Origin of the sequence: Roseimarinus sediminis (assembly GCF_050433125.1) — a bacterium.
GTDB lineage: Bacteria > Bacteroidota > Bacteroidia > Bacteroidales > Prolixibacteraceae > Roseimarinus > Roseimarinus sediminis.
Genome location: NZ_JBNPXV010000007.1, coordinates 299,998 through 314,055, shown reverse-complemented (window position 1 = coordinate 314,055; position 14,058 = coordinate 299,998). Strand labels below are relative to the sequence as shown.

The following is a 14,058-nucleotide window of genomic DNA, read 5'->3' as shown; positions in this document are numbered from 1 at the left end:
AAATGACCAAACCAAAGGTTGGCTTTGAATCACTTCCTTTAAGGAGCGTGCAACTTGTTGCTGCGATGAAATACAAAAGGTGCAAATTCGGGAGTTCTACTTAGAACTTCCAACCAACTCCCGAATTGGCTCGCATTGCACTGTCTTGCAGATTTTTACGCTTTTCGTTCTTTTTCTTTTACTATCGTTTTGAAGCATCATATTAAACATCAAATACACCGACCATGCGCTGCTACCTCCCTACCCCCACCAACCAAAAAAACAATGCCTGTCTGAAAGAACTGGCCTTGATGGCCCGGATTAACAAAAAACTGACTTCGCACATTGCCCGACACACCTTTGCCACCACCATCACTTCAAACGAAGGCGTGCCGCTGGAGGTGGTTTCCAAGATGCTGGGACATAGCAATACCCGCACTACCCAAATCTATGCCAAGGTACAGTCAAAGGCCATTAAAGATAGCATGAAGCGACTGATGCGTGACAATGATGATGACCGTGAAGCGGTGAGTGCCTAAACACTCCCCTGTCGTCATCAAAAAAACCAGCTCCGGATGATGGGGTTGGTATTTTTTAGTTCACTAAATTGTTATCCACCATGCACACTTTATCATAGCTGTAAACAATAATATTCAATTTGGAATAAATGTGGTAATATCCTAAATTACAGACGCTAATAATTAAATTCTTAAAGATGAGTGCTTACAAATCCTGTCCTCGTTGTGGAAGAAAGGCAAAAAAAGCTTTCACTTCAAATTATTTTCCCGTACATACCTGTAGAAAATGTGGAGAAAAGTACTGTAATGAATGTGGAGATGGAAATGGGACTGTGTGTCCGGCCTGTGGTTCTTCAAGTTATTCTGATTATGATAAAGTTTATTCAGAGTGAATGGTCGCTTTCAATACTATTCGGTCTTCATGATCATTTCTAGTTCTCTGAATATTAAAGAGAATTTGATATTGCAAATCTAATATCAGGATACGTAATAGCCCGGAATCCCAATCTTTATTGTAACCAACAAATAAGCGGATTGCATCGTATTGAATAATGTCAATTATAGCATTATCAGCATCTAGTATTACATACTTCTCTTCAGTCGTAGGTTTTACCTCTCTGGTTTAAACTTTCTTTCGCCAGAAATGATCTGGTCAAAGTAAACTTGCTTGATGATTAAATCTAAAATTTTATATTTCTTTTGATAAATACTTACTATCTAATTTCTGCTCTTTTAAATAAATCATCTTCCCATTGTTTTTTCCTAACATTCATAAAGTCCCAGGCAATCCAAACATCAGTTATGTTGTTTTCCAGAATAAATGCTTCTATGATTCTCACATTTTCCAGAATTAAATCCAAGCCTGGTTCTTGTTCCAAATTTTCAGCCTTACTATTTCTTCTTGGATCGAGATTTGCTAATACCCAACCATCATATCCATTTTGGGTAGTAATTCTTTTGATGTTGCTTGATGTTGGATCCAGGTTATTTTCATCGGCTGTGTTTGGATTTATTCCGATGCATAAAATATTACTATTCCCTATTTCTCCGATTAAAAACCGCTTGTCTTTATTTCCTTCAGGTATGCAAAACAAATTATTCATTTAAGTCTAATTGTTATTTGGTTTTTACTTTCCATACGCTTTTCCCGGCTCCGCCACCATGCCCAGCTCACCACCATCCAAATCCATTGCCTTTGTTTCAGTCTTAGGCTTGGCCTCCTCAAACACCTCCCTCAAACTACTCTTCATCCAATCTTCTTGTGTGGCTTTGCTGTTTTGTATTTCCTGCTCCAACTGGTCGCACAAAGCCATTAAGGCGTTGACTTTTTCGACGATGGCTTTTTGTTCTGGGAGGGGAGGAAGGGGAATTAACGTACTTGCGACTCTATGGAGTGCTAATTTTGGCTGAGCCATCTGATTAACTTTGTCATGAAATTGAGAACGACAAAGCTTAGACCGAAGTGCATCCTTGAGAAATTGCTTGTTAACTCCATTGAACATGATTTTGGCTGCATTTTCAGTTAGGTTCATGTTATCAAGTTCTTCAGGGATTTCGCCTACATCACCAATCGTACCTGCTATCGTTATGTACAAATCATCGCTGGAAATTGTGTAGGCTTTAATTTGTTCATAAATATCTTCTGTAATGTACTTAAGTTTAGAGAATAATACGGTCCCATCTTTCATATCTGTAACACGGATATAAACGTGCGGTGTTTCTGTGTCTGATAATTGATACCCCTTGGGTATTCTCTTACCACCTTTTATCGTTGAAATAAACCCTATCCTACACCAAACCCAATCATCCGGCAATTCATAAGGAATTTCCTCGGCGGTAATTTTGGGCAGTGGTTTTTCCTTTTTGATTTTGCCCGCTTTTACCAGTTGGGCTTTTTCGGTTTTAATGCGTTCGAGTAGTGCTTCGGCAGAATGAGACCCTGAAACAAGTTCAGGGTGACGCGAGCGCCAGTGGGTGGTCAGTTTTCCTTGCACTGCTAATTGCAAAATACTTTCGCGGAGTTTTTTGATGTTGGGCAGTTCGGTGAAGAAGGTGGCAAAATGGTGCTGCAAGAAAGCCCATTCGCCGTTTATTTTTTCGCTTTTGGTCAGCTGTTGCAAAGCCGAGGTCACAAAATCTTCTTTCAGCCGGATCCGTTCTTTGGTCAGTGCCTCCAATTGCTCCACTTCGGCAAACAACTGGTTGACCACGGAGACAATGGCTTTTTGTTCTTCGAGGGGAGGAAGAGGAACCGGGATAATATTCATTCTTTTTTGAGGCATCTTAGGTTGTGCCATTCCCGTGATATAGTCTTCAAGATTGATTCCGTTGATATATTTCTCTAAATATTCTAAAATTGTAAAATGAGAAGCATCTAATACGTGTGCATGGTTATTAACCCAATATTTTCCCCGAGCAAAAAATGCTATTGGTGTAGACCGATTTATCAAGTTTGCACCATCTTCACCAATAAGTAATAAATCCTTGTCAAAGATATAATCTTGCACTTTATCAATTACGCCAGATGCACCGTAGTAATCATATTCTCCGTGTGCTCTTACTGATTTTGTAATTGGTTTTCTTTCCCCATCTCTATTTATCACAATTTCGGAGAACCTACACCATATCCACGACTCAGGCAATACACCTAGAGCATCTTCATTTTTCATTTCAGGAAGTGCTTTTACTTCCCTCATCTTTTTGTCTTTAACCAATTGAGCTTTTTTAGCCTGAATTCGTTCCAATAAAACCGAAGCCGGTTCCACTTCAGGATTTTCCAAACGCCATTTGGCAGTTAGTTTGCCTTGCACGGCCAATTGTAAAATCAATGCTTTTAGCTCGGCTGCATTTTTGGGGTGAATGGTCAGGTCGTGGAAATATTTGAGTAGGTTTTTCAAAGTATTGTTCCTTTTATAAGATCCCGGATCCGGTCCGGGATGACGGTAAAACTAACGCAGTGCTTCGGTAAGCACTTTAACTATTTCTTGTTGAATATCGGAAATCCTTTTTTCGGTAGCCTGGTATTGTGCCAATAACTTGTCGGGGGTTGCCAAGTCATCGGCTTCCTGGTGTGGGTTTTTAATATCGAGGTTAAAGTTTCGGGCTTCTATTTCCCTGGCCGAAACTTTCCAGGCGTGCTTGTTCTCTTCCCGCTTGTTCCACCAGGCTTTTTCCAAATCAAACTCCTTAATGTTGATGGGTTTGCCTTTGTTGTAGCTTTTTACACCATCGGGGTACGGATGCTCGAAATACCAAATGTCTTTGGTGGGTGTTCCTTTCTCGAAAAACAACAAATTGGTTTTAATGCCGGTGTACGGATTGAACACCCCATTGGGCAAACGCACAATGGTATGCAGGTTGCAGCGCTGCAACAACTCTTCCTTTATACGGGTTTTTACACCTTCGCCAAACAGGGTTCCATCGGGCAAAACCACGGCACAGCGTCCGCCATCTTTTAACAACCGAATAATGAGCGCCAAAAACAGGTCAGCTGTTTCCTTGGTGCGGAATTTCTGGGGGAAGTTGGTTTCGGTTCCGTCCTCTTCCACCCCACCAAAAGGCGGATTGGTGAGCACAACATCTACCTTGTCCTTGCTACTCCAGTCGGAATACGGTTTGCTCAACAAATTGTCGCGACGCACGGCAGGCACATCAAAACCGTGCAACATTAAATTGGTGGTACACAACAAATGCGGCAGTGGTTTTTTCTCAATTCCGCGGATGGAGTTTTGAAATACTTCACGCTCTTCGGGTGTATTGACCTGTTTGCGAATGTGGTCGATGGAGCAGGTTAAAAAACCACCTGTCCCGCAAGCGGGGTCTAATACGGTATCGCCCAGTTGCGGATCGATCATATCGACCATAAACTGCGTAACGGCCCGGGGCGTGTAATACTCACCCGACGAACCGGCAGATTGTAATTCCTTCAGAATGGTTTCGTACAAGTCGTTAAACAAGTGCCGGTCCTTGGAGCTGTTAAAATCAATTTTGTTGATTTGGTTAATGACTTGTCGGAACAGGGTGCCGTTTTTCATGTAGTTATAGGTGTCCTCAAACACCGAACGGATAATTTTTGCCTGCGGACTGGTGGTGCTGTCCAACTCTTTTAAAGCAGGGAAAAGCTCCATGTTGATAAAGTCCATCAATTGTTCGCCGGTTAATCCTTCTTCGTCGGCTGCCCAGTTTTGCCATTTTAACTTCTCCGGAATGGGGCTTTCGTAATCTTCGATCGTGATTTCCCACTCTTCTTCCTTGTCGGCAAATATTTTCATAAACAGCATCCACACCATTTGCGATATCCGCTGTGCATCGCCATCTACCCCGGTGTCCTTCCGCATAATATCGCGGATGCCTTTAATGTTTGTTGTAATTGTGCTCATATTTTTCTTTTTTCTTGGGGTTGCACCCCAAGTTTTGACATGTCACACTTTCAGTGTGTATAACCTACATTACAGGCTTTCAGCCTGATTTTGACACGCTACTTCTTTTCCTTGGGATTGCATCCCAAGTTTTGATATGCCACACTTTCAGTGTGTAGGCGCCTTTCATCTTTCTACCATCAGGCTGAAGTTTCTTACAGGCTTTCAGCCTGATTCGGCACGCTACTGCTTTTCCCTGGGGTTGCACCCCAAGTTTTGACATGTCACACTTTCAGTGTGTTTAAACTACCTTACAGGCTTTCAGCCTGATCTTGACGCTCTACTGCTTTTCCTTGGGATTGCATCCCAAGTTTTAATATGCCACACTTTCAGTGTGTAGGTGCCTTTCATCTTTCTACCATCCGGCTGAAGTTTCTTACAGGCTTTCAGCCTGATTCGGCACGCTACTTCTTTTCCCTGGGGTTGCACCCCAAGTTTTGACATGTCACACTTTCAGTGTGTTTAAACTACCTTACAGGCTTTCAGCCTGATTTTGACGCTCTACTTCTTATCCTTGGGATTGCATCCCAAGTTTTGATATGCCACACTTTCAGTGTGTAGGCGCCTTTCATCTTTCTACCATCAGGCTGAAAGCCTGTCATTGCACAACTTGGGGCAAAGCCCCAAAGGTACAACCAATGATAATCTTCACGCTGAAGGCGTGAAATAATTACCGCCAAAAATACCTTTCATCATACTCAATTATGTCGTACTCCTGCAAAAACTTTTCAAGTTCTTCCTGATAGGTAGTCTTCTTATGATGAGTTTCTTGATTCTGAATGTACCGAGTAACGATGTCAATCTTTGAACTGCTAACAGAAAAAGCGCCATAACCTGTTTGCCATGAGAAATTAGGATTCACATTTTCTATGGTTTTTACCCACTTTGAAGAGTCTTTCTTAACATTCTCAACGACTTTGGCTAAAGCCATATTTTTTGAAAGCCGGAACAAAATATGCATGTGATCTGCAACAGAATTAATCTGCAACACCGGACTTTCGAGATTTTTCAATATCCCTGCAATATATTTGTGCAGATCCGTACGCCATTCAGGTTTAATAAATGGCTGTCTATTTTTGACTCCAAAAGTTAAGTGTACGTACAATTGCGATAATGATTGTCCCATTTTTTGGTAGCATTAAAATCCCATGACTGTTTACTAGGCTATCCCGTAAATCTCGTTTTCCAACTCTTTTATAGCATCATCAAAATCTTTCTTTTTGCCGAAGGCCTTTACCAACTCAACCGGTGAACCCAATTTATTCAGCGGTTTCACCTCCAATACCGCCCCCTTTTCAATGGATATAATTCCTTCATCCTCATATTTTTCAAGGAGGCTGTTTAGTACCTGCTGTGCCTTTTCGCTGTACTTACCAAAGTAATTTCGCTTGCGCACATTATTGGCACGTTCTTTCCTGGTTAAGGCAGGTTGGTCAAAGGCAACATGGCAAACCAAATCAAATGCATCCATTTCTTTGCCCACTTCTTCTTTTAAGGCTTCCAAAAGTACACCTTGATCGGCCAATTCGGCCATCAATTCTTCCTTTTTATCCGATTCGCGCCATTTCTGAATAAAGCTATCCAGCGATGCAAATTCTTTCTTGATGTTTGCTTTGGTATAATCTTTTAACGACTCGGTAATTAGTTTTCCATCCTTGCCATAATACTGCACCCGTTCGTGGGCTACCTGAACAGGAATGTTGCTGACGTAATACTTTTGCGGTTCGGGCTCACCTTCTTCATCTTCACCAGGATCTGGCAGATGAACGAGAATAGGTTCATCAAAACCAACAATTTCGGTTGGGTCTTCATCGGGCGGCACAACAGGTTCATCGGGCTCAGGCTCGTAAATCTGCACCGGGTCACCATCAAAATCAGGATCGGCAAAAAGGTTGGTAGCCTGTCTGAAATCCATGATCGTGAAATAGACTTTTCCTTCCGCTTCACGGATTCGCGTTCCCCTGCCAATAATTTGTTTAAACTCAGTCATTGAACCAATATTGGCTTCCAGCACCACTACTTTCACCATTTTCGTATCAATGCCGGTTGTCAACATTTTAGAAGTGGTGGCAATAACCGGTATGCGTTCTTCCACATCGGTAAAATTATCCAGTTCGCGTTTGCCGACGTCATCGTCGCCAGTAATCTTAACGACATAGTTGGGGTGTTTGCTTACCAAATCGGCATTCTCATTAATCAATGCCATGCGCATTCGATTGGCATGATCAATATCAACGCAAAACACAATGGTTTTCGAGAATCGATCGGTTGCTTTCAGGTATTCGGTTATCTTTTGGGCCACAAGCTGCGTCCGTTCGTCAATGGCCAGCTTGCGGTCGTAATCCCTCAGATTGTATATTCGGTCGGTAATTTCATGTCCATACTTGTCGCACAGTCCGGCAGTAGGTCGCCAACCATCATCAACGGTGGTTGAAATACGGACAACTTTATAAGGCGCCAAAAATCCATCTTCAATCCCCTGTTTTAATGAGTAGGTATAAACAGGTTCTCCAAAATAGGCCATATTCGATACATCACGTGTCTCCTTGGGCGTGGCAGTCATACCAATCTGTGTTGCCGATGAAAAATATTCCAACACCTCGCGCCATGCAGAAGCCTCCGAAGCACTTCCACGGTGACACTCGTCGATCACAACCAAATCAAAAAAGTCGCGCGTAAACTCTTTATAGGCATTTTGCCAATCTTCGTTTCCCGTTAAGCCCTGGTACAATGCAAAATAAACCTGGTACGACTTATCGATCTTCCGTTGTTTGATGATGTGCATAATATCGTTGCCGAAAGGAGAAAAGTCGCCGTTTTTAGTTTGGGTCAACAAGGCATTGCGGTCGGCCAAAAACAGAATTCTCTTTTTAACTCCGGCTTTCCACAACCTCCAAATGATATTGAAAGCCGTGTACGTTTTACCAGTACCCGTTGCCATGACAAGCAGAATCCTGTCTTGTTGTTTGGCAATGGCTTCTACAGTCCGGTTTACCGCATTTTGCTGATAGTATCTCAGACTCATGCCACTATCATCTACAAAATAGTCCTGTTCAACAATTTCTTGTGCATCCGGGGTCTCAACACCTTTACTGATCAGATATTTATTCCACAACTCATTGGGCGAAGGGAAAACATCCAGTGATATTTCCTTTTCAATCTCACCCATTTTCATGGTTTTATCATGAAATACAAACGAATCGCCATTGGATGTAAATACAAAAGGGATATGCAAAATTTCGGCATATTCCAGGGCTTGTTGCATGCCATCGCCTACTTTGTGCGTATTGTCTTTGGCTTCGATGATGGCGATCGGTACATTCGGTTTGTAGTAAAGAATATAATCAGCCCTTTTCTTTTTTCCGCGGGTGTATAACTTGCCTTGAACAATGATTCTTCCATCAGTAAAAGAAACCTCTTCACGCACTTGTTTTTTGATATTCCAGCCCGCTTTTTCAAGTGCAGGGTTAATGAACTTGGTGCAAATGTCTCGTTCTGAAAGGTTTTTTTTGTCCACGTTTTAGATTTATAGATCTTTATTTTAGTTCTCAAAATAATCACTGTCTACTTCCTTAATAACATAAGTCTTCCTGGATGAAATACCTATATTAAATTCAATCATTAATTCAGCTAAACGTCTTCCATTGATTAAAACAATGGTGCGATCGATTCTTTCACAATATTCGATTGCCGTTTTAGGAAAATCGGAAGTAGTGATAAATATACCTTTTTGGGCGCTGTGTGCCAATAAAGTTCCACCAAAATCACGTATGGCTGAAATGGTCACATTACCTTCCCACTTTTTGGCTTGTACATATATCTTATCCAATCCTAAGCGGTCTTCATTAATAATTCCATCAATGCCGCCATCGCCGGATTTTCGGGTAACACGGGCAGCCTCTTCACGATTACCACCATATCCTATGGCTTGTAAAAGGTCGAGTACTAATATTTCAAATTGGTAGGGATCAATATTCTTTAAATGCTCTTTTAGCTCTTTTGCAAGGTTTTGGTTAATTTCGTTATAAGCAGCATCAAGCCTTTCAATAGGTGTTTTCTGATCGTTTTGGGTGTGTAACAATTCTTCTTCCGATTCAGATTCTACATTTGGTGCTATGAAGTTATTGAATTCTTCAAATTGTTTTAAGAATCTAACATTAATCGAATCAGGATTTTGTTTTAGAATGTCCTTTCCTCTTGATGTAATTTCAATGTGAGCACGCTTGGGAGCTTCAAGAAGATGTGCCTTCACCAAATATGTTTTTGCCCAGGCCACACGGTTATCAAAAATCGGTTGGGTTCCACTAGGTAGTAATTCTCTTCTTTGGTCAGGTGTTAAATGAAAACGTTCGGCAAGTATATTTCTCACTTCTGATACTTTATAAACCTTTTCATCAGAAACAGTTTCAAGAATCGGAAGCATCAGGCTTTGATAGTCGGGTATTGACATTGCTAGAGATTTTATTTAAAAGCCCTAATTTAACAAAATCCTTCTTTTTCAATTTACCAAAGGTGTGAAAGTAGCAATATATTGAGTGAATGGTACAATTTCGGGTGTAAGTCTCATCCACGGTGTCGCTCAAAGCGACGCCGTGGATTTCTCACTGAGTAACATCCACGAAAACAAGAATTAAGATGCGAAAATGAAGGCAAGAAAGCAGATTCACCTTCACTGCTAGATAATGCGAAGAATCAGGGTAATCACCTCATCGTTCAGGTAGGGCTTAAAAGCTTTGTTCCAAACCCCCGCGTTGCCCGATAAGATCTCAGGGTGGAGATAGTCGGCGAAACGCTTTATCAAGCCGATGGTCCAGGGCAGGCTGTTATTGGTATTCATTCCCTCCTCGAGATAATCTGCACCGGTTTCTGAAAGCAGATCTCCATCTTCATCGTACAAGGGGCCGGGCACAAATCCACCCCAATACCATTTATCTACAAAATGTTCGATCAGCTCGGGAGTCCAAAAGCTGCCTTCGTTCAGGCTTAAAGTTTGCCAGGGAACAATGTCGCTAAACCGGGTGAGCAGATCGATGCTCCAGGGCATGCCGACATTGGTGAACAAAGCATCGGGTTCCTTCCAGCTTAGCTTTTTGATGTGATAATAATTGTGCCTGAGTAAATCGGGATCGGCATTGAAAAGATAGGGATTGTTGATAATCCCGTACCAATTGATGTAAGCGCTCCAACGCTCAAGCAAATCAAGTTCCAGCCAGGGAAGATCGGGGTTGGCAAACACGTAGTACCAGTTAATTTGCCCTGCAAAATGTTCTATAAATGCGATGTTTGAAACAACCCAGGGATTTCGGTGATTCAGCATTTTAAAACTAATAACATCCATGTAGCTTTCAAATAAGCTGATAGACCACGGAATAGCAGTATTTCGTGCCAGTTGATGGTAATCCCAGCGGGTAAGGAAACGTTCGAGTAAACGCTTACTCCACTTAACCCCTTTGTTTTCAGATAAAACCCAAAAATCAAGTTCGTGCTCATATTGCGCTATGAGCGCTTCATCCCAGTGAATTCCTTCATTAAATGAAAGTATTTCGCCGTAATGCATTACTGCTTCATCTTCATTGTAGTATTCCCTGATCAGTTCAATCGTCCGATGATCAGTATAAACAGCAGGATTACCGGCCAATAAATTACTATCCAAAAATTTAACGACGCGCTTAATGGTGTCGGGCTTCCAATTAATACTTTCATTTTCGGCAACGCCATCCCATTCCCAAAACGACTTATATTTCAACAACATAGTTTTCGACAAGGGATAATACCTCGATACCAAATCCCGGAAAAAAACCGGGTGATCGATACAATAGGAGATAATATCTTTTTGAAGCTGCGACATGGGATTGGGAATTTACAAAAAGATATATTGGCATGACCCGAAGCTGATCATTTTTTATCCACAAACTTTGATTAAGCGAAAATGCTGTCAATTTTTAGTTTCGACTCTAGCAAGCGAAATGTTGATATCAAGAAAAACACATTTGCTAACGCTGTTTATTTCTCAGGCTTTTTAGCAACGGTATAGAAGGTGCTTCTGCCCTTGTCCTGTCTTTCAATCAGTTTTTTATCAAGCATTTCATTGAATATTTCTTTGGTTTTAGTTTCTCCAAAGTCCAATAGTTCCATTGCCTCTTTTCGGGATATTTTTTCATTATCCAGCAAATACAAAAGAATTCTCTTTAGCTCCAAACTTAATCGGTCGTAATCGGTCGTAATCGGTCGCTGCATAAATTTTTCCCGACGGTAAGCCGACGGTTTCCGACGGTTTATCGTTCGCTAATCGTTCGCGGACGAATAAGCTCCACATCAAAGAAGTCGTTCTTTTCCTCAATTTTAGGACTTGGCAAACCTTGTTCCTTGCAGGCATTGATGATTCGGCTGATCCCACTCCCCCATTGTTCAATCAGGCCCAGTTCCTTAAAAATATGGGCGATGACCCGGTTACGGGCTTCGCTGCGTCCGTTAAACATTGGCTCAATGGTCAAGCTATTCATTGTTACCTCCTCCCAGCTTTTTCAAACTCGAATCCTGAAGTAATATTTTCATTTGATTGATGGCAATTTGGTTGAGCTTAACTAGCCGTTCGCTTTGTTTGTATCCTTCGTTTATAAACACTGCATTCAGGTTTTCGAGATTGGCCAAACATACCAATTGGCTTACATTGGCATAGTCGCGAATGTTTCCTTTTTCGTCAGGATTTTCGTCACGCCACTGTTTCGCTGTTTTTCCAAACAATGCCATGTTCAGCACATCGGCTTCGTTGGCATACACATAGTTTATTTGTTGTGGTGTAAGGTCTTGCGGAATTAGGTTTTCCTTAATGGCATCGGTGTGAATGCGGTAGTTTATTTTGGTGAGTTTTCTTTTAATATTCCAATCAAGCTCTTTAGCTTGTTGGCTTTTCAGGTGTTGAAACTCTTTAATCAGATAAAACTTAAACTCAACAGAAACCCAGGATGCAAACTCCAATGCTATGTCAACATGGGCGAAGGTACCACCGTAACGTCCTGACTTTGACTGTAACCCTATAGCGCTTGTACTGATGATCCATTTTTGTGGCGATAACACAAAATGGTTATATCCTGCTTCATTTCTAAACTGGTCGAATTCGACCAGTTTAAAATCCGGATTGTGTAATTTCTCCCAAAGTCCAAGCAACTCAATGGTATTTTTGCTCCGTAGCCAATTTTTTATAATATCGGCAGGTGCTTCTGGATTCTTATATTTTGCAATATCTGTAATGCAGATAAAATCTTCTTGATTTGCTTTAATGAAACCAATTTCAATGCCCTTAACTTCTATCTTTATGTTCTTTTTACTCATAGCTCGATTCCTATTTTTGCAAGCTGTGTTTTTATTTCCTTATCCAATTCATAACATACTCTTCGGCTGTAGTTTGTTCGGATATAGCACGGTTCAAAATTCGAATACCTGTTTTGAGATATTCTACCTCCTGCTGTTTTTGAACCAGTCGTTTCTCGTTAATAGCATAACCCTGCACCAGATAATCCCTGAGCCGTTGGGTCGCCCATTGGCGGAACTGGGTGCCACGTCTTGAGTTAACCCGGTATCCAACTGAGATAATCACATCCAGGTTGAAGTGGTCAATGTTTCGGGCTACCTTTCTGTTCCCTTCCATACGAACTATCCGGAATTTCCGGATAGTTCCCTCCATGTTTAACTCTTCTGTCTTGTAAATATTTTTAATATGCTCATTGATGGTTCTAACATCTTTATCGAATACTTCAGCCATCTGTGACTGACTAAGCCAAACCGTATCGTTATCAAAATGAACAGTAATTTCAGTCTGATTATCGGCTGTTTTGAATATTTCTATTTTGTTCTCCATGTAGTACAGCTGTAACTTTCAATTGAAGCAACTAAGTTAAAAAACCTTTCGACTCGTTCTGTTTTGTGTTTGAAAACAAAAAGAAACCCTGTATTCAGTTTTTGTATTCATGTATTCATCCTGTATGCTATGTGTATTCAAAAGCTGTATGTCTGTATACAAAGTGAATACACCTTGCAATGCGTTGTTTTGCCGGGCAAAATGGCAGGGTGAGAATCAAATTCAGTCACTTGCTTTGGATAGGAAGGTATACACTTTTATTCACCGGGTGTACCGCTGTTTTGCCTTGGCTCTTTGCTGAAGACAGGTATCAATGCCCTGTTTGTCGGTGCATTGACATGTAAACACAGCGTTCAGGTTTTCGAGGTTCGCCAAACATACCAGCTGGCTAACATAGGCATAAACGCGAATGTTCCCTTTTTCGTCAGGATTTTCGTCACGCCACTGTTTCGCTGTATTTCCAAACAATGCCATGTTCAGCACATCGGCTTCGTTGGCATACACATAGTTTATTTGTTGTGGTGTAAGGTCTTGCGGAATTAGGCTTTCCTTAATGGCATCAGTATGTATGCGGTAATTTATTTTAGCCAATTCGCGTCTGGCCGACCAACCGAGCTGTTTTTGTTCTTCTTCTTTAAGTCCTTGAAATTCTTTTACGATATAGCGTTCAAAATCGACAGAAATCCAACTTGCAAATTTAAATGCAATGTCTTTATGAGCGTAGGTTCCACCGTATCTCCCGGCTTTAACAATAAAACCTCTGGCATTTGTTCTGTTAACCCACTTTTGAGGCGAAAGTATAAAAGCATTTAATCCTGCCTGATTTCTAAACCCCTCGAATTCGAGGGGTTTGAAATCGGGATTATACAACGTTTCCCCAATGCTTAAAAACTTAATGGTGTTGCGGTTTCGCATCCAGTTTGCAATTACTGCGCTTGCGTCGTCGGTTTTATGCTTTGCAACATCTGTTAATGAGATATAGTCCTGTTCTTTCTCATGGAAAACCGTTATTTCACTTCCCTTCTTTTTAATTTACCAAAAGTGTGAAAGTACTAATATATTGAGTGCATGGTTCAATTTCGGGTGTGAGCCTCATCCACGGTGTCGCTCAAAGTGACGCCGTGGATTTCTCTCGTGGGATTGTTGATGATGTAATTTCTTATTCGTTGATATTCCTCCTCATTTTGGATGATGTGGTCGTGAAAACGGGATGGCCAGGCAAAATCCGAATGAACAAGGTTTTCATTTCGATGATCAATGTTGGCGTTTTGATGATCAATGTTGG

The 14,058-nt window shown here is 41.3% G+C and carries 13 protein-coding genes and 1 pseudogene; 1 reads left to right on the top strand and 13 read right to left on the bottom strand.

Annotated features, from left to right (window positions below; translation table 11 throughout):
* The first annotated feature begins 224 nt into the window (after nt 1-224).
* On the top strand, nt 225-518 hold the full coding sequence (locus FHS86_RS11525; RefSeq protein ID WP_429413457.1) for a tyrosine-type recombinase/integrase: 294 nt from the start codon (nt 225-227) through the stop codon (nt 516-518).
* Nucleotides 519-1,210: 692 nt separating this feature from the next.
* Here FHS86_RS11525 and FHS86_RS11520 read toward each other — a convergent pair.
* The 13 genes and pseudogenes from FHS86_RS11520 to FHS86_RS11460 form a co-directional block, all read right to left on the bottom strand.
* On the bottom strand, nt 1,211-1,600 hold the full coding sequence (locus FHS86_RS11520) for a DUF1643 domain-containing protein (protein ID WP_429413454.1): 390 nt from the start codon (nt 1,598-1,600) through the stop codon (nt 1,211-1,213).
* Between the two features lie 24 nt (nt 1,601-1,624).
* Nucleotides 1,625-3,394, bottom strand: coding sequence for a restriction endonuclease subunit S (locus tag FHS86_RS11515; RefSeq protein ID WP_429413451.1), 1,770 nt, complete (start codon nt 3,392-3,394; stop codon nt 1,625-1,627).
* A 51-nt stretch (nt 3,395-3,445) separates the two neighbouring features.
* Complete coding sequence (locus tag FHS86_RS11510; RefSeq protein WP_429413448.1) at nt 3,446-4,876, bottom strand: class I SAM-dependent DNA methyltransferase; 1,431 nt, start codon at nt 4,874-4,876, stop codon at nt 3,446-3,448.
* 709 nt (nt 4,877-5,585) lie between these two features.
* Entirely contained in the window at nt 5,586-6,041 is a 456-nt protein-coding gene (gene tnpA / locus FHS86_RS11505; protein WP_429413445.1) for an IS200/IS605 family transposase, read from the bottom strand.
* Nucleotides 6,042-6,074: 33 nt separating this feature from the next.
* On the bottom strand, nt 6,075-8,432 hold the full coding sequence (hsdR, locus tag FHS86_RS11500) for an EcoAI/FtnUII family type I restriction enzme subunit R (RefSeq protein WP_429413442.1): 2,358 nt from the start codon (nt 8,430-8,432) through the stop codon (nt 6,075-6,077).
* A gap of 24 nt (nt 8,433-8,456) precedes the next feature.
* On the bottom strand, nt 8,457-9,365 hold the full coding sequence (locus tag FHS86_RS11495) for a restriction endonuclease (RefSeq protein WP_429413439.1): 909 nt from the start codon (nt 9,363-9,365) through the stop codon (nt 8,457-8,459).
* 225 nt (nt 9,366-9,590) lie between these two features.
* Nucleotides 9,591-10,763: a hypothetical protein gene (locus FHS86_RS11490; RefSeq protein WP_429413436.1), complete on the bottom strand. Its 1,173-nt coding sequence runs from the start codon at nt 10,761-10,763 to the stop codon at nt 9,591-9,593.
* Between the two features lie 155 nt (nt 10,764-10,918).
* Nucleotides 10,919-11,152, bottom strand: coding sequence for a hypothetical protein (locus FHS86_RS11485; protein ID WP_429413433.1), 234 nt, complete (start codon nt 11,150-11,152; stop codon nt 10,919-10,921).
* Between the two features lie 38 nt (nt 11,153-11,190).
* Complete coding sequence (locus tag FHS86_RS11480) at nt 11,191-11,418, bottom strand: ATP-binding protein (RefSeq protein ID WP_429413430.1); 228 nt, start codon at nt 11,416-11,418, stop codon at nt 11,191-11,193.
* A complete protein-coding gene (locus tag FHS86_RS11475; RefSeq protein WP_429413427.1) occupies nt 11,411-12,247 on the bottom strand; it encodes a KilA-N domain-containing protein in 837 nt (278 codons plus the stop codon). The genes FHS86_RS11480 and FHS86_RS11475 overlap by 8 nt, the downstream gene beginning before the upstream one ends.
* Nucleotides 12,248-12,278: 31 nt before the next feature.
* Entirely contained in the window at nt 12,279-12,773 is a 495-nt protein-coding gene (locus tag FHS86_RS11470) for a virulence RhuM family protein (protein WP_429413425.1), read from the bottom strand.
* Nucleotides 12,774-13,034: 261 nt separating this feature from the next.
* Nucleotides 13,035-13,784, bottom strand: a complete 750-nt coding sequence (locus FHS86_RS11465) for a KilA-N domain-containing protein (RefSeq protein ID WP_429413468.1) — start codon at nt 13,782-13,784, stop codon at nt 13,035-13,037.
* 62 nt (nt 13,785-13,846) lie between these two features.
* Nucleotides 13,847-14,058, bottom strand: a pseudogene (locus tag FHS86_RS11460) (hypothetical protein); the annotation flags it as partial.